Raw genomic sequence first — 21,762 nt, 5'->3', positions numbered from 1 at the left:
TACAAGTTTCTTAAGATGTCAGGATTTAAAAGACTAATTGACGGATTATGTTAAAAAGGTAGCGTTTAATAACTATCTTTTATAAATAATGTTCGTATTCTACTGAAAAAGAACGGCTATCGAAATATTTCGATAGCCGTTCTTTATGTTACAGCCAGATTAAATTATTGTAACAAACCGTCAGATTGCGATTGCGTTGTAATCTGATTATCACTTGTTGATGAGTCGGATTGTGTACCGTTCGTATTATTATCAGTAGCAGCAGTGCCATTATTATTGTCACTGTTAGCAGGCGTACTGTTTTGAGTATTAGTAGCTGAGTAACTTGTGTTGGTTGTTGGTGTTGTGGGCTGTGTGTAGCTATTATTAGTTGTCGTTTGGTTGTTTGTAGCAGCCGTGTTATCAACTGTATTATCGGTTGCCTGTGTTGTTTGATCGGTAGCAGTTGTATCAGTTGATGAACTGCTTTGGCTAGTAGCCGTTGATGATTCGCTAGTATTATAGCTATCAAATTGGGCTTTAGCTTCCTTGATCAGTTTTAAGTAGCGTTCTTTGAATTTCTTGTGAGTTGTTTTTTCAACAAGTGCTTTAGCGTAGGTGAAATCTTCAGTCGTTAGGGTTGCTGGAATAGCAGTATGATTGCTGTTTGTAAAGAGATTATCAACAGCGGTCATCGCTGCTTGTTGCGCTTTCGCTTCTTTATAAGCCGCTAATTTTTTAGCGTCATTAGCATAATCCGATTCTGAACCAAGTTGGAGACCATCTTTGACAATCCCATCAGCATCGAAGAAGTCGCTATCCTTAGTTTTCTTGGCTTTTTTCTCAGTTTTTTCAGCGGGGGCATCAGTATCAATGCGCTTTAAGTCCTTTTGAGCTGCTTTGAAGGCGGACTTAGATTTGCTTGATAATGCGCTCATATAGAGATTATCAGAAATTTTGGCATCTAATTTTTTAGCGGATTTGATGATTTTATGCTTGTTAGTAGCAGTTAATTTTGCAGGTTTTTTATGGTCTGCGTCAGCGTAAAGTTGGTTGACCTTTTGAACATACTGTTCAATTTGATCCTCGGTTTTAGTAGCGGCGGCAGGGACCGTCGTTTTATTCTGACAACCGGCTAGAATCACGAAACAACTAGCCATGAGCATCAACAGAACGTGTGTTAATTTTTTCATTTTGAAACCACCTTATTGTTAGGATACTTAATCTATAATATATCATGAAAAGATTGCTCAAACATAAATTAATGAAGAAACTCTAATTTTTAAGTGACTTGATGATTGTTTTAGAGAATCTTATGAATATGGGTATACATTCGACCGAGGCGGGCGTACACTAATAGTATCTTTATGAGAATAATTTAATGTTCTCTAAATCAAAAGGAGCGATAGACATGGAATCAGCTTGTACAACAATTTTAGTTGGTAAAAAAGCATCACTTGACGGCTCAACAATGATTGCCCGCAATGATGATACTTTTATGCCCTTAACCCCCCAACGTTTCTATATGAATCCGGCAGTTAAAGGCCGTAAGGGTGAAAAAATTAAATCTTGGTTGAACGGTTTTGAAGCGACTTTACCAGAAGACGGTTACCGCTGGCCAGCGGTGCCCAATGTGGATTACAAGAACAAAGGTTACTATGACGAAAGTAGTATTAATGAAGTTAACGTTGCGATGAGTTGTACTGAAAGTACGTACGGTAACGAAAAGTCATTGGCCTATGATCCATTGGTTAAAGATGGTTTAGACGAAGATTGTATGCAAGCAATGGTCGCACCTTATATCAACTCAGCTCGCGAAGGGGTTAGCTACCTCGGTAACTTAATCAAACAATATGGTTCACCTGCAGGCAATAGCGTTTTGTTCAGTGATCACGATGAAGTTTGGTATATGGAAATTGTTACCGGTCATCTTTGGCTAGCACAACGGATTCCAGATGATGGTTATGCTGTAGCGGCAAACCAAGTGGCGATTCAACAAGTTGATTTTAACGATACTGATAACTTCATGTGGGCTGAAGGGATTCAAGAATATGTTGAAAAACATCATTTGAATCCAGATAAGACAGGCTGGAACTTCCGCCATATCTTCGGCACAATGAACGAAAAAGATCGTCACTACAACACACCTCGTGTTTGGTACGCACACCACTTATTTGATGCTGAATTTGACATGTCACCTGAATCAGCTGATTTACCTTTCATTCGCAAGATTGAACATAAGATTAGTGTTGAAGACATTGAAATGTTGCTTGGCTCACATTATAACGAAACTGAATTCGATCCAATGGGCCACGGCGCAGATGCTGACAAGTATCGCTATCGTCCAATTGGTTTAAACAGAACACAAAATGCGCATATCTTACAATTGCGAAACGACGTGCCTAAAGAACAAGCTGCCATTATGTGGATTACTTTAGGAATGCCAACTTACACACCATTTATTCCATTCTTTACGAATGCTAATGATACAGATCCTAGCTTCAGTGAAACACCAATGAAATGGGATATTAACAGTGCTTATTGGATGTACCGGACAATTTCAGTCTTGGTTGAAGGCCATTACAGCCAACACATTCAAGGCAACGTTGATTATCTAACAAGCTGTAAACAAGAATTACGGACAATGTTGGATAGTATTGAAGAAGAAGCTAAGAATTACCAAGGCGAAGCCCTTACAAAATATTTAACAGAAAAAAATTATTTGATTGTTAAAACCATGAAAGATAAGGCCATGGGCATGATTGGCGAACTCGTCATGTCAGGAATTAATTTATCTAAATTGACATTCAATATGGATCGCAACCTCTAATAAATTTAAAAGAGCGAATTACTAACGTTGGTTAGTAGTTTGCTCTTTTTTAATGATAATACCAAAATAATAGAATTTTTAATAAGGATGTTACGGATAGTTGTCGTTGCAATAATTAGCATTGCAATATAATTGTTAATCATTAAGTGACTTTGTACCAAATTAATGAAAACAGGTGGTTTCTTTTTTGAAAGAATATGCTACTATGGTTGTTAGTAATCAAATTAAAACCATTAATTATTCTTGGCCCTCATTACTTGTATTTATAAAAAGGAGATTCAATTATGTCATCAAAGATCACGGGGAAATATTCTGAAGACTGGGAAGTTATCACCCATCTATCACTCATTTATCGTTGGGTTATCAGCAATCTTAGCGATTTTGTTAGTGGGGAAAGTTTGAATTATAAAGTATCATTTGATCAATTCTTGATTATGTATGAAATCGCCACTAACGACGATTTAACGGGTAGCAAATTAGCTAAAACAATGAGTGTTAGTCGTTCTGCAATCTCACGTCAATGTCGTTTACTTAAAGAAAACGGCTACGTTGTTGAAGAACATTTACAATCAGATCAACGTGTTAAATTCTTAAGTTTAACAAAACAAGGTCAAGATGTTTTAGATCGATTGGTTAGTCGTTACGTACAAAAGTATCAAGAAATCGAAACACAAATGGGTCGGGAAAAAATCGATGGTTTAATTCAATTTATTGATCAATTCTATTTAGATGTTATTGAACCAAGCAATTACCAAGATAACAAAATGGGGCGTTCATTCTTGGAAAAGGTTCAAAATATCCAATCAAACGATAAAATCGCAAAATAATAAAACAATCGGGATCAGCCACTAAATTCAGTTTTGGTGGGTGGTCCCTTTTTGTGTGTTATTAAATCAATGCTTGTAACTTCTTATGAAATTGCTTACAATTGTGGCATGAAGGAATTACTTATAGATTGGGAGACGATAACATGGAAAAAATTCTAGCAATTAACGCGGGCAGCTCGACATTAAAATGGCAATTATTTGAAATGCCCAGTGAAACAGTTATCGCCAAAGGGATGATCGATCGCTTAGGGTTATCTGATTCGGTGTTTACCGCTAAATATGGTGACAATCAAAAATTTAAAGAAGTTCAAGATGTGACTACTCATGAAATGGCAGCGACACTTTTACTGACACGCTTGAAGGAATTAGGAATTGTTAGTCATTTGGATGAAATTACAGGTGTTGGCCACCGGGTTGTTGGTGGCGGTGAAGCCTTCAGTGATTCAATGGTTATCAATCCAGTGGCATTGGACGAAATTAATCGCTTAGCAGAATATGCGCCATTGCATAATCCAACACAGGCCTATTACATCAAGATCTTTACGGCACTACTACCAGGTGTGCCACAAGTAGCGGTTTTTGACACTTCTTTTTACAGTACCTTAGCACCCGAAAACTATTTATACAGTATTCCGCAAGAATATTATCAAAAATATGGCGCAAGAAAATATGGTGCGCATGGGACGAGTCATCGTTACGTTGCCCATCGAGCCGCTGAAATCTTAGAAACACCGCTAGAATCACAAAAAATGATTACGCTTCATTTAGGAAGCGGGGCTTCAATCACCGCGGTCCAAGATGGCCATGCCGTTGATACTTCAATGGGCTTTACACCACTTGCCGGGATTACCATGGGGACACGTTCTGGTGATATCGATGTTTCTCTAGTCGCTTTCTTAGCGAAGAAATTAGAAATTACGATGCCCGAAATGATTGATATTTTAAATCACAAATCAGGTTTATTAGGCATTTCAGAACTTTCACCAGATATGCGTGATTTGGAAGAAACAGCCGATACACGGCCACAATCAGCGTTGGCGTTATCAATTTTTGTCAATCGTGTTGTTAAGTACGTGGGTTCATACGTTGCTTTAATGAACGGCATTGATACGTTAGTTTTCACTGCTGGTAGTGGTGAAAACGGGAGTGAATTGCGGGCAGATATTTGTAAACAACTTGCTTGTTTTGGTGTAAAATTGGACGAAGATAAAAATAATGTCCGCAGCCAAGAACGGATTATTAGTGCTGATGATTCTAAGGTCAAGGTTTTAATTGTCCCAACGAATGAAGAATTAATGATTGCCAGAGATGTCATGCGGTTAAAATAATGGAGTGATTGAAGATGGCGCAAAAACCATTATCTGAATTTGAAGTTGATATTCCAAAATTAAGTGCGCGACTTGAGACACGGCCAACCGTGAAAACTTTTTTCGACGCCTTAACACCTGGGTACCAACGGGAATGGGCGCGCTATGTTTACGGCGCTAAGGCTGAAGAGACGCAACAACGACATTATGATGATATGCTGATGATTTTAGAAGCAGGTTATAAATCAAAACGCGGTTATTCACAAGCTAAGAAAAAATAAATTTAAAAAGATTAATTGGGCGGAAACGGTGCCTGATTAATCTTTTTTTATGTTTAGGATGTAAACCGTTTTCAAAAAGGGTTGAATTATCGAAATGGGTCATTTATAATAATCATCAAGATAGTTAGTAAAACGTTTTACTAATTGATTAAATAGGCTTGGAGGAAATTATAATGAACGCTGTAAATATCTTAATCGGCTTAATGCCGATGATTGGCTGGGGGATTTTCCCAGTTATTGTTGGTAAAATTGGTGGTAAACCAGCGAGCCAAATCCTGGGGACAACTTTTGGGACATTAATTCTAGCAATTGTCGTTGCCATTTTCCGTGGGACACCAATTCCTGAAACAAAAACTTTCATTTTCTGTTTAATTTCAGGTGCATGTTGGGCACTGGCACAAATTATTACTTTCCATGTTTTCGAAACAATGGGTGTTTCTAGAACAATGCCCATTACAACCGGCTTTCAATTAGTTGGGGCATCTTTATGGGGTGTCTTCGTTCTAGGTAACTGGTCAAGTTCACAATCAAAATTAATCGGTTTTACAGCGATTGCATTAATTATCATCGGCGTTTATCTCACCGCTTGGAGTGAAGATAAATCAAGTGCTAGCAAGAGCGGTGCTGTTAAGGGCATCTTGTTACTACTAGTCGGTGAATTAGGCTACTTAGGTTATTCAGCCTTTCCACAAGCAGTCAGTGCTGATGGTTTCCAAGGTTTCTTACCACAAGCCATTGGGATGACAATTGTCGGGATTATCTTCGGCTTAACCCAAACTAAAAAAGATTATAAACCATTTAAAGAAGCAACTTCATATAAGAACATCTTCAGTGGGTTCTTCTTCGCTTTTGCGGCATTAACTTACTTGATTTCAGCACAACCATCTGTCAACGGCTTAGCAACTGGTTTTGTTTTATCACAAACAAGTGTTATCTTTGCGACAATCGGTGGGATTTACATCTTAAAAGAAAAGAAATCAAAAAAAGAAATGATCGCCGTAATGGTTGGTTTATTATTAGTCTTAGTGGCAGGTTCTGTCACAGCATTTATTAAATAAAAATAAGGGAGATTGGTGTCATGAGAAAAACAAAGGTGATTAACACACAAATTTCGAGCGTTATTTCAGATATGGGACATTTCGATACATTAAGTATTGGGGATGCTGGCATGCCAGTACCAGCTGGTACGAAGAAGATTGATGTGGCCATTGAAAATGGTGTACCGAGTTTTATCCAAGTTTTAACAAATATCTTAAGTGAATTAGAAGTGCAAAAAGTTTACTTAGCAAATGAAATTAAAACGGCAAATCCAGAACAATTAGAGGCGATTAAAGCTTTAATTGGGGAGACACCAATCGAATTTATTGATCATTCACAAATGAAACAAGACTTAAATAAGGCCAAAGCATTTGTCAGAACAGGTGAAATGACACCTTATTCCAACATTATTTTAGAAAGTGGCGTTGTATTTTAACAACCAGGAGGGTATTCAAATGAAAAAAGTAATCGTATTAGGTTCAACCAATGTCGACACAATTTTAAACGTTCAGCGTTTTCCACAACCTGGCGAAACTTTAGCAATGGATGGCCGCGCAGTTGCTGGTGGCGGTAAAGGTGCTAACCAAGCAATCGCAGCTGTTCGTTCAGGTGCCCAAACGGCTTTCATTAGTAAGGTTGGTAAAGAAGGTGCTGCTGACTTCATGCTCGACACATTCAAAAAAGACGGCATGAACGTCGATCACGTCCGTTGTTCAGAAACAGCTGGGACAGGCCAAGCTTATATCATGGTTGATGCTCACGGTCAAAACAGCATCTTAATTTACGGTGGCGCTAACCAAGACGTGACTGTTGAAGATATCCACGAAGCAGAAGCAGCCATTAAAGAAGCCGATCGAATTGTGGCACAATTCGAAGTACCAGTCCCTGCCATCATCGAAGCTTTCAAGATTGCCCGTGCAAACGGCGTTCAAACAATTTTGAACCCAGCACCTGCTATCAAGAATATTCCAGCCGAATTATTAGCAGTGACAGACATGATCGTCCCTAACGAAACCGAATCAGAAATCATTACAGGCATTAAAGTGACTGACGAAGCTTCAATGAAAGCCAACGCTGAAGCAATGTTCAAATTAGGCATCAAAGTGGTGATTATCACAGTTGGTTCTAAGGGTTCATTCTATGCAACACCAACTGCAACTGGTTTTGTCCCTGCCTTTAAAGTGAAAGCAGTCGATACAACAGCTGCTGGTGATACTTTCATCGGTGCGTTAAGTACAAAACTTGAATTGGATTACAGCAATATCGAAGCCGCAATGACTTATGCCAATAAGGCGTCATCAATTGCCGTGCAAACTAAAGGCGCACAAAATTCAATTCCATATGAAAAGGATATTCAGTTATAATAGATTAGAAGGGCGCTCATGGCTTAGTCGGCTGTGGGCGTTTTTAAATGATAGAGGGTTTTCCAATGGGGGAAGTTAACGTGGTACGAAAAGTAACGATTAAAGATGTCGCTGCCTTGGCCCAAACATCGGTCACAACTGTTTCACTAATCTTAAATAATAAGGGTCAGCGGTTTAGCGCTGAGACGATTGCGCGGGTAAGAGCAGCGCGCGAAAAACTCAGTTACGAACCAGATTATTTTGCCCAGAACATGGTTAATAAGGAAACTAAGACAATCGCGGTTTTAGTACCGGATATCAATAATCCTTTCTTTAGTCAGTTTATTCAAGGGGTCGAAGAAGTTGCCTATCAGTACGATTTTATTCCATTGATTTATAGTGCGGGTCAGAATAATCAGAAGGTTAATTATTATCTGAAAGAGCTGGTCCGGCGAAATGTCGATGGCTTTATTTTGGCGGTTTCACATATTGAAGAAGAAACACTAGAGGGGCATCTGAAACAACGTAAAATACCGTATATTCTGTTGGATCAATCCGAAAAGCAACATCAAAGTGATGAAATCGCTGTGGCGGATACAGAAGGTGGCCGAATGGCGGCTAATTATCTGATTGATAAAGGGCACCGTCAAATTGGGATTGTGTTGCCTGAACAGCGCGCTTGGAATATCGAGCAACGGTTTATCGGTTACCAAGCGGCCTTAGTTAGTCATCAAATCACGGTTAATCCAGATTGGCAAATAACGACACCCTTATCTAAACAGGGGGGCTATCAAGTGGCCCAACAGGTGATTGATAGTGGTGTCACTGCTGTCTTTGCCGTCAATGATGAGTTGGCGATAGGTTTAGCACGTGGGTTAGCTGAACTAGGTCATGCGGTACCAGAGTCAATTTCGATTATTGGTTACGATGATATTGATTGGTGCGAGTACGTGACGCCACGGTTAACGACCATCAAACAACCTATCTTAGCGTTGGGCCAAGAAGCGACCCGGTTGTTGTTAAACCGAATCGAAAAGCCAACGTTAGGGATGCAACAAAAAATGCTACCAGTTGAATTGGTTGAACGAGATAGTGTTCAAGCACAATAAAAATTAAATGAAGTACCAAAAAGTACGGGCTACACTACGCTTGGCGATTCGCCAACCGAATGTGGGCCGTCTTTTTTTGTGGTTTATGAAAAAAGACTTGCAAATGTGTCGGAAAGAACTATACTTAATAAGTCTTAAAGACCTGTCGAAAAGACTGATTGAAGAGAGAGGTTATGTGTTTATGTATGAATTGCTGATGTTATCAGCCTTAATGAGTCGGAATATGTCGGGTTATAAATTGCGGATTATCTTGGAAAATGCGATGTTACCTCGACGAAAAATTTCAAATGGCGTTTTGTACCCGCTATTAGATAAATTGGAAAGCAAAGGCTGCATTGGTTTTGATGAAGCTGATCAAGATTCGCGTGGCACGAAGATTGCACACATCACTGAAGAAGGCCGGCGTTACTTTGCTGAATTAATGGCTAAACCAGTCGCGCACGATGCGAAGTGGGATGACGCTTATCGGTTTAAGATGCGTGGGATGCACTACATCGATTCCGAAGAACAAATCAGTATTTTACAAGATTACCGCGATGAGTTAGCTGAAGATTTACACGTCTATATGGGTGTCAAAAACCATCTAACAGATTTGCGAGATGAAGAGGGAACCGATACCAATTATTATCAGTGGCAGGTTCGCTCAATGGATTTTGTAATCACAACGCTTAAAGCAAAGATCGACTGGCTGGAAGCACAAATAAGAGAGATCGAGAAAATGGAGATAGTAAAATGAAAAAAACAACAAATCGTTGGATAGCGCTGGTCGCTATGAGCCTAGGGGTCTTTATGGGACTGCTAGATGTGACCGTCGTTAATGTGGCTTTGCCAAGTATGGCGGTTGATTTTAAAACCACTTTTAGTAACTTACAATGGGTCTTGAACGCCTACACGTTAATGTATGCGGTCAGCTTGTTAATTGTTTCTAAATTAGGAGACATGTTCGGGCGCAAGAAAGTTTTCATCATGAGTATGATTTTATTCACGGCAGCTTCTGTCGTTAACGGACTGGCACCAAACTTATTGGTATTGGATATTGGTCGTGCGGTTCAAGCAATTGGTGGCTCCGGTATGATGAGTTTATCGATGGCGCTAGTGGCATCGAACTTTGAAGGTCGCGAACGTGGGACTGCATTGGGAATTTTAGGCTCCGTCATTGGTTTTTCAACTGCCATTGGACCTTTGGTTGGGGGCTTCTTAGTCGAAAACTTCGGTTGGCCATCAATTTTCTTCGTCAACTTACCAGTCGGGATTATTTCGGTTTACTTAGTGATTCGGAATGTTAAAGAAACACCAGCGTATGGTGCAGGCGAATCAATCGATTTTATGGGTATGATTTTGTCAGCAATCGGATTATTCTCTGGGATTTATGGGTTAATTCAAAAAGAACAACATATGCACTGGGCTTGGACAGATATGCGGATTATGGGTTGGTTAGTCGCTTCCGTTTTAATTTTAGCGCTCTTCGTCTTTGTTGAATTGAAGGCAAAAGCACCAATGATGAACTTGACGTTACTCACGAATCGCCATTTCGTAGGCGTTGTGATTTTGGCTTTCTCGTTAGGTGCTGGAATCTTTGCCTTGGCCGCTTATCAAACGAGTTTGATGCAAAATTACATGGGCTACTCAGCCTTTTCAACCGGTGTGCATCAATTGCCAATGAGTTTATGGTCACTTGTCTTGGGACCATTTACGGGTGTTCTAGGGTATAAATTTGGTAAAAAATGGATGATTGCTTTTGGTTTTACAGTTTCGGCACTTGGTTTATTGATCTTTAGACAAGTGACAACAACTGACTTTACTTACATGCAACTCTTACCATTGCTTGCACTAACTGGGTTAGGGAATGCAATTATCAATCCAATGATCAATACAGCAGCGATGGATAACATTAATCCGAAGGAAATTGGGATGGCATCCGGTTTATTGAATGTTTTCCGTCAAATTGGGATTACTGTGGGTGTCGTGATTCTTGGCTTATCACAAACAAATGCCTATGAGAGCAGCTTAAGTGCTGGCTTTAGTGGGAGTTCAATGCCAAAGGCTGCAGCAACTGGTATTCACCAAGCATTAGTCGAAGCGGGCGCCTTTTCAGGGCACGCAGTCGCTTGGAGTCAACAATTAGTGAAAACACCGTATGCCGCCAAGGTGCAACAAATTGTGGTCACAGCCTTTGATAAAGGGATGATTGCTGTTGTCACGACGTCATTAGTCTTAATGGTGATTGCCATTTTAGCAGCACTCTTCTTATTAAAAGAAACAAAAAGTGTCGATCAAAAATAAAAGCGTAGAAAGAAGTCTTTTGGATGTCATTAAATCCGCAAGAAAGAAAAGCAACGATTCGTGAATTACAGGCTAATTTTGCTTTAACGGGTCTCTCTTTAGCTGAAGTAGCGACAGATTTGGGGACTACTGAAGGGACCGTTCAAAACGTATTGAATTTAGAAACACGACACATTAATAATCCGTGGATATTACGGGCGTATTTAATTGAAAAATTAGAAGGGCAGGGGATTCAGCCTGTTCCGTTCAGTCGCTTAGTGGGTGATCCAGAAGATTATTGGTTCTTGGATGCCAATCTAATTCATAACGGCCAGATTGAAGCTTAGTTAAAAATGATTTGTTTGGCTAATAAGCAGTATTACCCGGGCAATATATCAATTAAATTGAAGTTCATTATTTTCTGAAAAGATAAGACTGTAAATTGTGATGGAAACAGTGTAAAATGGACAGAGTAAAAATAAAAAAAGTGAGGTTACTTACACATGGCTAAATTAGTTTTTATTCGTCACGGACAAAGTGAATGGAACTTATCAAACCAATTTACAGGTTGGGTTGATGTTAACTTAAGCGAAGAAGGCGTACGCCAAGCTCAAAACGCTGGTGCTTTATTGAAAAAAGAAGGCATCCTTTTTGACCAAGCTTACACATCAGTATTGACTCGTGCCATCAAGACATTACACTATGCACTTGAAGGTTCAGATCAATTATGGATTCCTGAAACAAAATCATGGCGCTTAAACGAACGTCATTATGGTGCATTACAAGGCCAAAACAAAGCTGAAGCAGCTGAAAAATGGGGCGACGAACAAGTGCACGTATGGCGTCGTTCATACGATACACTTCCTCCACTATTGGATGCAAATGACGAAGGTTCAGCAGCAAACGACCGTCGTTACGCACACTTAGATCCAAAAGCTATTCCTGGTGGCGAAAACTTGAAGGTTACTTTGGAACGTGTTATCCCATTCTGGGAAGACGAAATTGCTCCAAAATTAATCGACGGCCAAAACATCATTGTTGCAGCGCACGGTAACTCACTACGCGCCTTAACAAAATACATTGAAAACATCTCTGATGAAGACATCATGGATGTTGAAATGGCAACAGGCGAACCAGTTGTTTATGATTTAGATGAAAACTTAAACGTAGTAAGCAAGAAGAAATTAAACTAATTCAAGAGTGCTGATTCGAACGGGTTGGCTTTGAGGATTAACCTAAAAATAGGTGTTATGGCGGTTTTGGCCATAACACCTATTTTGTAGTTAACCGGAAAAGGCAGTTCGAAGAAGCACGTTTTCGCTTACTCAAATAGGCTAGTCCCGCAAAGGACTAGCCTATTTTTTTCGCATAAAAATGACACGTTAGGGCACCACTAGGGCACTTCGACTAAATTTGATGGTTTTAATAGCTATTTTCAATTGGGCCACTTTCATCACTATCGCCACTGATCGAAGTTAAGTGCGGTGTTGTTTTTGGCAATTGATTTTAAAGAAAAAATATATTTCTTTTGATTTGAAGCTAATTGATTACCTGTTTTAATTCATTCAAGAAGAGTTCAGCAATTGATGATCGTTCTCGATCGGGTTTCCAGATGATATTGAGGCTCGTGTTTTCATAATTAGCGAGTGGGCGAAAAACAAGTTGGTTTTCGTCGGTTGGTGAAACTAAATGATCAATACCGATTGCAAGTCCGAGCCCTTCTTGAACGAGTAGCGATGCATTGAAAATGAGATTGTACGTCCCGATGATTTGTTGTGGTTCGATTGGCTTACCAAACCAAAGTGCTAGGTTCTTACGTGCTTCTGCCTGACTCGATAGAATAAGTTTACGCCCGGTGAGCAATCGTGGTGTGATGGCATCATATTGCGCTAGTGGGTCGCTGGCCTGCATGAGAATCCCCCAGGTATCTTTGGCAGGTAGTTGTAAAAAATCATATTTACTACTGGCGGTGTTGAGGACAACTGCGAAGTCGAGAATGCCATTTTGCATTTTATAGTCGAGGTCTTCTGCATTGCCACTATAAAAATGAACGCGAACGTCATGATGTTCCGCGGTGATTTTCTTGATGACTTTAGCGATGATTTGAATACCGATGCTTTCGCCAGCACCGATGTATAAGTCGCCAGTAATTTGGCTTGTTTCATGAATTTCAGGCTTGATCCGAGCAAATAAGGTAATTAATTCCTTGGCACGTTTGTATAGTAGCTCGCCACTTTCGGTCAAGGTAATCGTACGGTTGCCACGGTTAAAGAGGGTTGTTGAAAGTTCTTCTTCTAGTGCCATAATTTGTCGTGATAAGGATGGTTGTGAAGTGTGCAATAGCTTGGCGGCTGCCGAAATCGTCCCTTCTTCGACAATAGCCACGAAATATTTCAATGTTTGAATGTCCATATGAAGACCTCCCGTTCTAATATGTTATTTTAACATACCTATCTATTTTGTATTGGTATTCGACATAGCAAGTCAATGGTCGTAAGATAAGAACATTGATTCGAACCAATAATGAATAAAACAACCAAAGGAGATTTTAAAATGTCAATTAAAGATAAAGTCGTTGTGATTACTGGTGCCTCTTCAGGAATTGGTGAAGCAACTGCCAAGTTACTTGCCCAAAAAGGCGCTAAAGTAGTATTAGGTGCTCGTCGTGAAAGTAAACTACAAGCGTTAGTTGCTGAGATTGAAGCTGAAAATGGACAAGCAACCTATGCTGTAACTGATGTTACAAAACCAGAAGATAGTGAACGTTTAGTATCACTTGCTAAAGAAACATTTGGACGCGTTGATGTCATTTTCTTGAATGCTGGCTTAATGCCAAGTTCAAATATGTCTGAACTTAAAACTAAAGAATGGGATCAAATGATTGACGTCAATATCAAAGGTGTCTTACACGGAATTGCAGCTATCTTGCCAACTTTCATTGCTCAAAAATCAGGACACATTATCGCAACATCATCTATCGCCGGACTAAAAGCCTATCCCGGTGGCGCTGTCTATGGTGCCACTAAATGGGCGGTCCGTGATTTAATGGAAACCTTGCGGATGGAATCAGCATTAGAAGGCAATAATATCCGAACTGCCACGATTTATCCAGCAGCGATTAATACTGAATTGTTAGACACAATTACGTCTGATGATGCAGCAGCTGGAATGACGGCTTTGTATGAACAATATGGCATTTCACCAGATCGCGTAGCGAATGTAATTGCATTTGCTATCGACCAACCAGAAGATACAAACGTCAACGAATTTACCATCGGACCTACTGCACAACCATGGTAATCAACTGAAAAGAGGAAACTGAAATGCAAAGAATCTTAATTTTAGGTGCAAATGGGAAAACAGCCCAAATTGTCATCGGCCGCTTATTATCAGAAACTGATGATCAATTAGTTCTATATTTACGTAACAGTCAACGCTTAGCGCGCTATGCGAATCAACAACGGGTAACAATTATTGATGGTGATGTGCAAGAGATGGATAAGCTACAAAATGCCATGCGTAATATTGATGTTGTTTACTCCAATATTGGTGGCGTACAGTTAGGCGAGGCAACCCAAGGGATTTTAGAAGCGATGGAGGCAACTAGCCGCAAACGCTTAGTCTTTTACAGCGCCTTGGGTGCTGAACATGAAGTACCTGGGCGCTTTGGTGAATGGAACGAACAAGCCATTGCAGACTTCTTGCCAGGATTCAGAGCGGCTGCTAAATTGATTGAACAAACATCAGCCGTTGTAACGACACAAATTCGACCAGCTTGGTTAACAGATAATGATGAAATTAATTATGAATTAACACACAAAAATGAATTATTTAAAGGGACTGAGGTTTCTCGTCAAAGCGTCGCTGATTTTGTTGTGACTATTTTAAAAAATCCAGATCAATATCAAAACGATAGTATCGGACTCAATAAACCGGGCACTGATGGCGACCAACCTTCTTGGTTGGCTTAAAGGAGTATGATAGTTTGGCAAGTAATTATATCAGTCGAGAAACAGATGAATTTCAACAGCTAAATCGGATTATCGAACGTAATCAGAACTTGGTGCAACAACTCAATACCGGCTGTGCGAAACAATTAATCGTTCGCGAAATGGTTGGTGAAATCTTGAACCAATCAATTAGTACAACTACTGAAATTCGGTTACCCTTTAGGACTGACTATGGTGCCAACACGGTTATTGGTCGGCATGTTTTTATTAATAGTAATTTGATGTTGGTCGATTTAGGCGGAATTACAATTGCGGATTATGTTTTAGTCGGGCCGAACGTCACGATTATCAGTGTCAATCATCCAAAAGAAGCTCAATACCGACATGACGTTGAATTAAACCCGGTCGCAATTGAAAAAAATGCTTGGTTGGGTGCCAACAGTACTATTCTTCCTGGTGTGACAGTTGGTAAAAATGCAATTGTCGCGGCCGGTGCAGTGGTGACACATGATGTGCCAGCCGACACAACGGTTGCCGGTATCCCCGCTCGGATAATTGGCGATCACGTTTAACAAATCCCTGAACGAAATAAATATTAACTAAAGGTAGATTGTAAAATTAATCCGAACGCTGTTCGGACAAAAAAGATCAGCTTCCTTTAAAATGGTGTTTACCACAAACCCATTTTTTAGGAGCTGATCTTTTGTCTAGTATAACCTATTCTGAACGAATTAAAATTGAAACTTTCTGTGAGTTAGAACTATCCAATATTGAAATGGCCAATCTGTTAAACCGTTCACCAGCGACTATTTCATACGAATTATCGCGTTGTCATCCTTATCAAGCTGAACTGGCACAAGCAGATACAGAACGTAAACGGGCTCAGTGCGGCCGCAAAACTAAGTTGACCGCCACTTTGAAACAATTAATCCTGAACCACCTACGTTTAAGCTGGCCACCAGAATCTATTGCGCATGAATTTAATTTAGCGACTAAATCTATCTATAATTGGTTAAATCATGGACAGATAGACTTCCCCTTAAGTGAGCTATCTGAACATGGTTTGCGCCAACGGCGTAAAAGCGACCAACGTTCAAAATATAACCAATCTCTGGGGTCGTCAATTGAACAACGACCACCAGTCATTAACCATCGTAACCGAATCGGTGATTTTGAAATGGATACAATTGTTGGTCCTCGTGGACGCAGTAAGGCGGCCTTATTAACTTTAGTCGATCGTAAATCACGATTCCTATGGGCTTACCCACTAAAAGAACGATCAGTAGCTGCTGTAAATGGTGCACTGGATAATTTTCTAGCAACCTTTAAAGGAACTGTGCACAGTTTGACCGTTGATCGTGGGACTGAATTTAGCGGTCTTGGTTCTTTTGAACCGCAATATGGGATTAAGACTTATTATTGCCATGCTTATAGTCCAGCTGAACGTGGTAGTAATGAACGATTTAATCGACACTTACGTTATTTCTATCCAAAAGGAACTTGTTTTGAGCACGTCAGTGCTCATGAACTAACCACTACGCTGCTCGAAATTAACCAGAGACCACTTAAAATACTCAACTGGCAAACACCCTACCAGGTAATGCTGACTAATTTGTCGAAAAATTCGGATTAAATTTGCAATCTACCTAAAAGCCAGCCCAATTATTGGACTGGCTTTTGTTTTAGTTAGAATGATTAATGGTATTGCCGATTTAAAATCGGTATAATCAATCATAATAAACACCGTGGGAGAGGGATAGCATGAAACCAAAAAAAGTTGAATTAACCGAATTATTTTATGATCTAGTCTTTGTTTACGCCATTTCTAAAATTACTGAGATATTACATCATACAACAACGACTCATTTTGGAATAGAGTTTACGCTGTTTGTGTTATTGATGATTGTCTTCATCAATACATGGATGGTTCAGACTGTTTATACGAATCGGTATGGGCGTAATTCCATTCCAAACTTATTATTTTTTATGGTCGATATGGGAATTATTTTGTTCATGTCGAGCAATATTGAACCGTCATTAGAGGCGTTTAGACCTGTAGTAATGGCGGCAGGTTTGCTGACAGTGACGTTGGTTTTACAATATTGGTTGACGAATCGGCAAACAACTGATCCAATTAACCGTCAGATTAATCAGATATTTATTTATATTTTATCGTTGCGTGCGAGTCTGTTACTTGCCGCTACTATCTTACCCTTGCGTTATGGTTTAATCGTAGCAGTGATTGCAATTTTGTCTGGCTGGATATTACCCGCTGTATTCACCAATCGTATGAAAGATCGGCCAATTAATTTTCCACATTTATTGGAACGGCTGACGGCTTTGAGCATCATTGCTTTTGGAGAAGTGATTATTAATATTGCACCGTATTTCGAATTGAAGAAAGTGACGCTATTCTCAGGGCTGATTTTTGTAACGATTTGCATGCTGTTTATGACGTATATTACGCAGTTTGACCATTGGATTGATGAGCATCGTGAAAATGAATCCGGTGTTAGATTAATTTATCTACACTATCCGATTTTATTCGGTATTAGTTTGGTGACGATTGGGTTTCGGTTTATTAACGACTCTCATTTTGATGCGTTATTTGCGAACTGTTTGTTATACGCTGGGATTGCTGTGTTTTATCTTGGTATTTTCTTGTCAGATGCTTACAATAAGCGTCAATTACAGAAAAAGCCAATTGTGTTGGTCACACATATTATCACGATGGTGATTGGTTTGGGGGTTTGTGTTGTATTTCGGCGGTTTGAAATAACGGTTGCTGTTACGGCGTTGATGACTTTCAGTAATGCTTTTATGTCGGCGTATACAATGGTCCAACAATCGCGTGTGTTGGATAAATAGATCAACATTATTATAATTATGATGAGTGAAGTACTATTAAACATCGAGATGAACTTAGGCATGGATAAGTTGAAAAGCAAACTAATAAATCAATATAGACTTGGTAATTTAATCTCGGTCATAGCCGTCGAACTCTCTTTAAAAAGCACGTTTAATAAGTTTACTTAAATAGGCTAGTCCCGCAAAGGACTAGCCTATTTTTTTGTTTAAAAATGACACGTTAGGGCGCTACTAGGGCGCTTCGACTAGATTTGATTGGTTTTTAATAGCTATTTTCAATTGGGCCACTTTCAGCACTATCGCCACTTGAAGCGAGAACCAGGTACAAGGAAGTGTGTCTTTCTATTGATTGAGGGTTACAACTACCTTACCAAAACTGTGTTGGCTCTGGAGGTATTGATGGGCGGCTTGAATTTGTGCGAGATTGAAAACTCGTGCGGGGGTCACATCAATATGATATTTCTCGATAAAGGCTAACATTTCCTGCATCTTGCTGCTAGAAACATCGCCAGAATAAAAGCCAGTTAGATAGCGATTATTCGGAATATCGATAATGGGGTCTAAAGCATCGATCGTCCAAACGCCACCAAGCTCGCCGTTGGCACTCAAAATCCCGTACTCATTTAGATGTTGTAATGAATCGCGGGTAGCGGCGGGGCCGATGAGGTCAGCGATTTTATCGAATTGGCCGGCTTCATTTGGCAAGGTGTTAGGTGCGGGGGTGACGAGTACATCATCAAAGCCCGCTGCTAATAATTGATCAGATTTATTTGCAGAGCGCGTGGTCCCAGTTACGGAGATACTGGCAGCATATCCTTTAATTAATTTCATCACTGCGATGCCGACACCGCTAGTAGCTGCTCTGACTAAAATATGGTCGCTTTTAGTAATCTGTAAACTTTTGAAAATTCCGAAGGCTATATAGAAGGTTTCGGGAATCGCGGCGAGATTAGCCCAACTTAAAGTCGATTCAACCGGATAGATTTGTTCATTGGGTAGTAAGACGTATTCAGCATAGCTACCGTCAAAGGCGCGGCCCATCTCGCCCATAATTGAAATCACTTTTTGACCAACCGGCAGTTGTTCCGGATCGGAAGATTCAGCAATCATCCCAACAGCCTCAATGCCGAGGATTCTGGGGAATTGAACCGAGGGAGACTTGCCTTCCCGCGTGAAAATTTCGGAGCGATTAATGCCAAAACCCATCACTTTAACGAGTGACCAGCCTGACTTAATTGTTGGTTTTGGAACGTCGGTGTATGTGAGAACTTCTGGTCCACCAGCCTTTGAGACAACGATTGCTTTCATCAAGAATTTCCTCCAATGTACATATAATAGTTAATGTCATTCTAAAGCTTTTGTTTATTAATTCACACAGGTGATTATTCAGGCCAGTTTGCGCTGATTGCATCAATGAGCGGTGATAGTTGGTGTTTTTGTTTCTTTAAATAGTTGATATAAATTGGCATCTTGGCCTGTTCATCACTAATCGGGACTGTGATTCGGTCTAATTGATGTGGTGATAGTTCGTTGAAGAAAGCATCCTTTTGTGAGAGGTTGGAAGTGAAAAACGGTAGACTTGAATGTTTGATAATCTCAATAAAGGCGGCGCGGTCGTCTTGATACATAAATTGCGCGTTGGGAATATCTTGTTTAATCATATCGCTCCAGGGACCGATTGCGCGCATGACAACGAAACTCATGCCGGCTAAATCTTGAAAGCTAACGGTTGATTGGCTAGCAAACGTCGTGAATTGATCGAGATTAATTTGAAGCTGTTCTTGACCAAGGTATTGAGATTCGATGGTCGTATCAAGGATTTCTTGATCTGAAAAGATTAGGGCAACCTGGTCTGTTTTTAGCGTATTACTAATTTGATCGACCGCAATAAATGTTTTAGCGATTTGCACATCATCACGGTTAGGCACAAGGGTTAGCGGTCCGGGAATCGTTGCGCCAATTATCGTAAAGTGCTGACCGCGGTCGAAATTTTGAATTTTAGTCAGCATCGTTTGGCTAGCTGTCAAAAGTTGTTCAGCTTCTCGAGCGGCAAGCTCACCTGTTGGTGTCAGCTTAATGCGATTAGCCTGACGGTCAAACAGCTGGACACCAAAATCCTCCTCCAACTTTTGCATGCCGCGTGTGACGGATGGCTGGGTGATGTTCAAAGCAGCAGCAGTTTTCGTGAGGGTGCCAGTCTTGGCGAAAGTCGTCAATTGTTCTAATAAATAGTAATCTAACATTCGCTGTTCTCCTTAGTATACGTTTAATGTATACTAGCATGTTTTTTAAGTAATTTTCAAGTGAGCCACTGCGCACTATACTAAAGTCATCAATTAGAAAAAGAGGTTATCAATGATGGATATGGTGCAATTAAACAATGGCGTACAAATGCCACAATTAGGTTTTGGTGTTTTTCAAATGACGGATTTAGCAGAATGTGAACAAGCAGTGGTTGATGCGATTGCATCAGGGTACCGTTTGATTGATACAGCGGCAGCCTACCATAATGAAGCCGCAGTTGGCCGGGCCATTAAACGCAGCGGCGTGGCGCGCGAAGAGCTATTCATTACTTCGAAACTTTGGGTATCAGATGCCAGCTATGAACGTGCTAAAAAGGGGATTGATCAATCACTTCAAAACTTAGGGGTTGATTATTTAGACCTCTATTTACTTCACCAACCATTCGGCGATGTGATTGGGGCATGGCGGGCTCTAGAAGAAGCATACAAAGCCGGCAAGATTCGCGCAATCGGCGTTTCTAATTTCTATGCCGATCAACTTAAAAATTTAATCTTATCAACAGATGTGAAACCAGTAATTAACCAAATTGAAGTTAATCCTTGGTATCAAGAACATTCAGAAGTGGCTTTTGCACAAGCGGAAGAGATTCAAGTTGAAGCTTGGGCACCATTTGCAGAAGGTAAACACAATATCTTTACTGATGACCGAATTGCCGCAATTGGTAGTCGTTATGGTAAATCAAACGGACAAGTGATCTTAAGATGGTTACTTCAACGCGGCATTGTGGTGATTCCGAAGTCTGTGCACCAAAATCGGATGGCCGAAAATATCAATGTCTTTGATTTTGAATTAACCACAGCTGAAATGGCAACGATGAATGATTTGGACAAAGGTGAAAGCCAATTCTTCGATCACCGTGATCCAGCAGCAATCGAACAAATTTTTGGGACGAGCTTAGCGGCTCTAAAGGAGAACAAATAATGACAGAAACAAAAGTAGTGGTCATCACTGGTGCATCAAGTGGCATGGGTGAAGCAACAGCTAAATTATTAGCATAAGATGGTGTTAGATTAGTATTAGGTGCCCGTCGTGAAGAACGTCTCAAGGCATTAAAAAGTGAAGTCGAAAAAATAGGCGGACAGGCAGTTTACTGTATGACAGATGTGACCGACGTCGCGCAAGTAGAGGCTTTAGCACAATTAGCGATGCAAGCATTTGGCCGAATTGATGTTTGGATTAATAGTGCAGGCATCATGCCACAGTCACCGTTAGCGGACAAACGGATTGCTGACTGGGATAACATGATCGACATCAATATTAAAGGTACTCTATATGGGATTGGTGCGGCATTACCTTATATGACGCACCAACAATCTGGCCAAATTATTAATGTTTCATCAATTGCCGGCCATATTGCGCATCAAAATAGTGCTGTCTATTCAGCGACTAAGTTTGCGGTGCAAGCGATTAGTGAATCATTACGTCAAGAAATGGCAGCAGCACAGAATAATGTGCGCGTGACCGTTGTTTCACCAGGCGCCGTGAATACCGAACTACTTTCATCTGTCACAGATCCGCAGGTTAAAGAGGGGATGACGCAATTCTATGATTCATTCGCGATTTCAGCCGATCGGGTGGCATTAACCATCAAACAAGCGATTGATTTACCCGCCGATGCGGCGTGGAATGAAGTCATTATTAGACCAACAAATCAAATTAGTTAA

At 40.3% G+C, this 21,762-nt stretch carries 22 protein-coding genes and 1 pseudogene; 19 read left to right on the top strand and 4 right to left on the bottom strand.

Features of this window, described 5'->3' with window-relative positions; genetic code table 11:
• Positions 1 to 164 precede the first annotated feature (164 nt).
• A complete protein-coding gene (locus tag ACPBEH_RS06810) occupies positions 165 to 1,172 on the bottom strand; it encodes a toxin Cry1Ac domain D-VI-related protein (RefSeq protein WP_424348679.1) in 1,008 nt (335 codons plus the stop codon).
• Between the two features lie 212 nt (positions 1,173 to 1,384).
• On the opposite strand from ACPBEH_RS06810, the gene ACPBEH_RS06805 reads away from it, so the two are divergent.
• From ACPBEH_RS06805 to ACPBEH_RS06750, 12 genes are all read left to right on the top strand, one after another.
• Positions 1,385 to 2,809, top strand: a complete 1,425-nt coding sequence (locus ACPBEH_RS06805) for a C69 family dipeptidase (RefSeq protein ID WP_061827317.1) — start codon at positions 1,385 to 1,387, stop codon at positions 2,807 to 2,809.
• A 284-nt stretch (positions 2,810 to 3,093) separates the two neighbouring features.
• A complete protein-coding gene (locus ACPBEH_RS06800; protein ID WP_280102999.1) occupies positions 3,094 to 3,636 on the top strand; it encodes a MarR family winged helix-turn-helix transcriptional regulator in 543 nt (180 codons plus the stop codon).
• Positions 3,637 to 3,779: 143 nt separating this feature from the next.
• Complete coding sequence (locus tag ACPBEH_RS06795; protein WP_424348678.1) at positions 3,780 to 4,964, top strand: acetate/propionate family kinase; 1,185 nt, start codon at positions 3,780 to 3,782, stop codon at positions 4,962 to 4,964.
• Positions 4,965 to 4,978: 14 nt separating this feature from the next.
• Positions 4,979 to 5,224, top strand: a complete 246-nt coding sequence (locus tag ACPBEH_RS06790; RefSeq protein ID WP_076645750.1) for a YdeI/OmpD-associated family protein — start codon at positions 4,979 to 4,981, stop codon at positions 5,222 to 5,224.
• Between the two features lie 173 nt (positions 5,225 to 5,397).
• The gene (rbsU, locus tag ACPBEH_RS06785) at positions 5,398 to 6,282 is read left to right on the top strand and encodes a ribose/proton symporter RbsU (RefSeq protein ID WP_011373910.1); all 885 of its coding nucleotides are present in this window, start codon (positions 5,398 to 5,400) and stop codon (positions 6,280 to 6,282) included.
• 20 nt (positions 6,283 to 6,302) lie between these two features.
• Positions 6,303 to 6,698 (top strand): D-ribose pyranase, encoded by a 396-nt coding sequence (gene rbsD / locus ACPBEH_RS06780; protein WP_016264471.1) that lies wholly within the window; start codon positions 6,303 to 6,305, stop codon positions 6,696 to 6,698.
• Between the two features lie 19 nt (positions 6,699 to 6,717).
• Positions 6,718 to 7,626: a ribokinase gene (rbsK, locus tag ACPBEH_RS06775; protein WP_076645748.1), complete on the top strand. Its 909-nt coding sequence runs from the start codon at positions 6,718 to 6,720 to the stop codon at positions 7,624 to 7,626.
• A gap of 80 nt (positions 7,627 to 7,706) precedes the next feature.
• Positions 7,707 to 8,714 (top strand): ribose utilization transcriptional repressor RbsR, encoded by a 1,008-nt coding sequence (gene rbsR, locus ACPBEH_RS06770; RefSeq protein WP_424348677.1) that lies wholly within the window; start codon positions 7,707 to 7,709, stop codon positions 8,712 to 8,714.
• Between the two features lie 181 nt (positions 8,715 to 8,895).
• Entirely contained in the window at positions 8,896 to 9,450 is a 555-nt protein-coding gene (locus ACPBEH_RS06765; protein WP_424348676.1) for a PadR family transcriptional regulator, read from the top strand.
• Complete coding sequence (locus tag ACPBEH_RS06760; RefSeq protein WP_280103003.1) at positions 9,447 to 10,997, top strand: MFS transporter; 1,551 nt, start codon at positions 9,447 to 9,449, stop codon at positions 10,995 to 10,997. The genes ACPBEH_RS06765 and ACPBEH_RS06760 overlap by 4 nt, the downstream gene beginning before the upstream one ends.
• A 23-nt stretch (positions 10,998 to 11,020) precedes the next feature.
• Positions 11,021 to 11,323: a DUF2316 family protein gene (locus ACPBEH_RS06755; protein ID WP_424348675.1), complete on the top strand. Its 303-nt coding sequence runs from the start codon at positions 11,021 to 11,023 to the stop codon at positions 11,321 to 11,323.
• Between the two features lie 156 nt (positions 11,324 to 11,479).
• Positions 11,480 to 12,169: a 2,3-diphosphoglycerate-dependent phosphoglycerate mutase gene (locus ACPBEH_RS06750; RefSeq protein WP_016264477.1), complete on the top strand. Its 690-nt coding sequence runs from the start codon at positions 11,480 to 11,482 to the stop codon at positions 12,167 to 12,169.
• A 346-nt stretch (positions 12,170 to 12,515) separates the two neighbouring features.
• Here the strand turns inward: ACPBEH_RS06750 and ACPBEH_RS06745 are convergent, their stop codons facing one another.
• Entirely contained in the window at positions 12,516 to 13,388 is an 873-nt protein-coding gene (locus ACPBEH_RS06745; RefSeq protein WP_424348674.1) for a LysR family transcriptional regulator, read from the bottom strand.
• A 141-nt stretch (positions 13,389 to 13,529) separates the two neighbouring features.
• On the opposite strand from ACPBEH_RS06745, the gene ACPBEH_RS06740 reads away from it, so the two are divergent.
• The 5 genes from ACPBEH_RS06740 (at position 13,530) to ACPBEH_RS06720 (ending at position 17,794) form a co-directional block, all read left to right on the top strand.
• Positions 13,530 to 14,276, top strand: a complete 747-nt coding sequence (locus ACPBEH_RS06740) for an SDR family oxidoreductase (RefSeq protein ID WP_424348673.1) — start codon at positions 13,530 to 13,532, stop codon at positions 14,274 to 14,276.
• Between the two features lie 23 nt (positions 14,277 to 14,299).
• Positions 14,300 to 14,947 (top strand): NAD(P)H-binding protein, encoded by a 648-nt coding sequence (locus ACPBEH_RS06735; protein WP_424348672.1) that lies wholly within the window; start codon positions 14,300 to 14,302, stop codon positions 14,945 to 14,947.
• A 14-nt stretch (positions 14,948 to 14,961) separates the two neighbouring features.
• A complete protein-coding gene (locus tag ACPBEH_RS06730) occupies positions 14,962 to 15,498 on the top strand; it encodes a DapH/DapD/GlmU-related protein (protein WP_424348671.1) in 537 nt (178 codons plus the stop codon).
• A 131-nt stretch (positions 15,499 to 15,629) separates the two neighbouring features.
• Positions 15,630 to 16,559, top strand: a complete 930-nt coding sequence (locus ACPBEH_RS06725) for an IS30 family transposase (protein WP_424348670.1) — start codon at positions 15,630 to 15,632, stop codon at positions 16,557 to 16,559.
• A gap of 128 nt (positions 16,560 to 16,687) precedes the next feature.
• The gene (locus tag ACPBEH_RS06720) at positions 16,688 to 17,794 is read left to right on the top strand and encodes a low temperature requirement protein A (RefSeq protein WP_424348669.1); all 1,107 of its coding nucleotides are present in this window, start codon (positions 16,688 to 16,690) and stop codon (positions 17,792 to 17,794) included.
• A 342-nt stretch (positions 17,795 to 18,136) separates the two neighbouring features.
• Here the strand turns inward: ACPBEH_RS06720 and ACPBEH_RS06715 are convergent, their stop codons facing one another.
• The gene (locus ACPBEH_RS06715) at positions 18,137 to 19,102 is read right to left on the bottom strand and encodes a zinc-binding dehydrogenase (protein ID WP_424348668.1); all 966 of its coding nucleotides are present in this window, start codon (positions 19,100 to 19,102) and stop codon (positions 18,137 to 18,139) included.
• Positions 19,103 to 19,176: 74 nt separating this feature from the next.
• Entirely contained in the window at positions 19,177 to 20,037 is an 861-nt protein-coding gene (locus tag ACPBEH_RS06710) for a LysR family transcriptional regulator (protein ID WP_424348667.1), read from the bottom strand.
• Positions 20,038 to 20,152: 115 nt separating this feature from the next.
• Here ACPBEH_RS06710 and ACPBEH_RS06705 point away from each other — a divergent pair, with 115 nt between their 5' ends.
• Positions 20,153 to 21,019 (top strand): aldo/keto reductase, encoded by an 867-nt coding sequence (locus ACPBEH_RS06705; protein ID WP_424350060.1) that lies wholly within the window; start codon positions 20,153 to 20,155, stop codon positions 21,017 to 21,019.
• Positions 21,019 to 21,762 (top strand): annotated as a pseudogene (locus tag ACPBEH_RS06700) (SDR family oxidoreductase). Before ACPBEH_RS06705 ends, ACPBEH_RS06700 begins: the two are co-directional and overlap by 1 nt.

The sequence above is a fragment of the Latilactobacillus parasakei genome, assembly GCF_049674265.1.
In the GTDB taxonomy this organism is placed as follows: Bacteria; Bacillota; Bacilli; order Lactobacillales; family Lactobacillaceae; genus Latilactobacillus; species Latilactobacillus sakei.
Note: the sequence above shows the minus strand (reverse complement) of the source record. Positions and strands in the feature narration are given on the sequence as shown.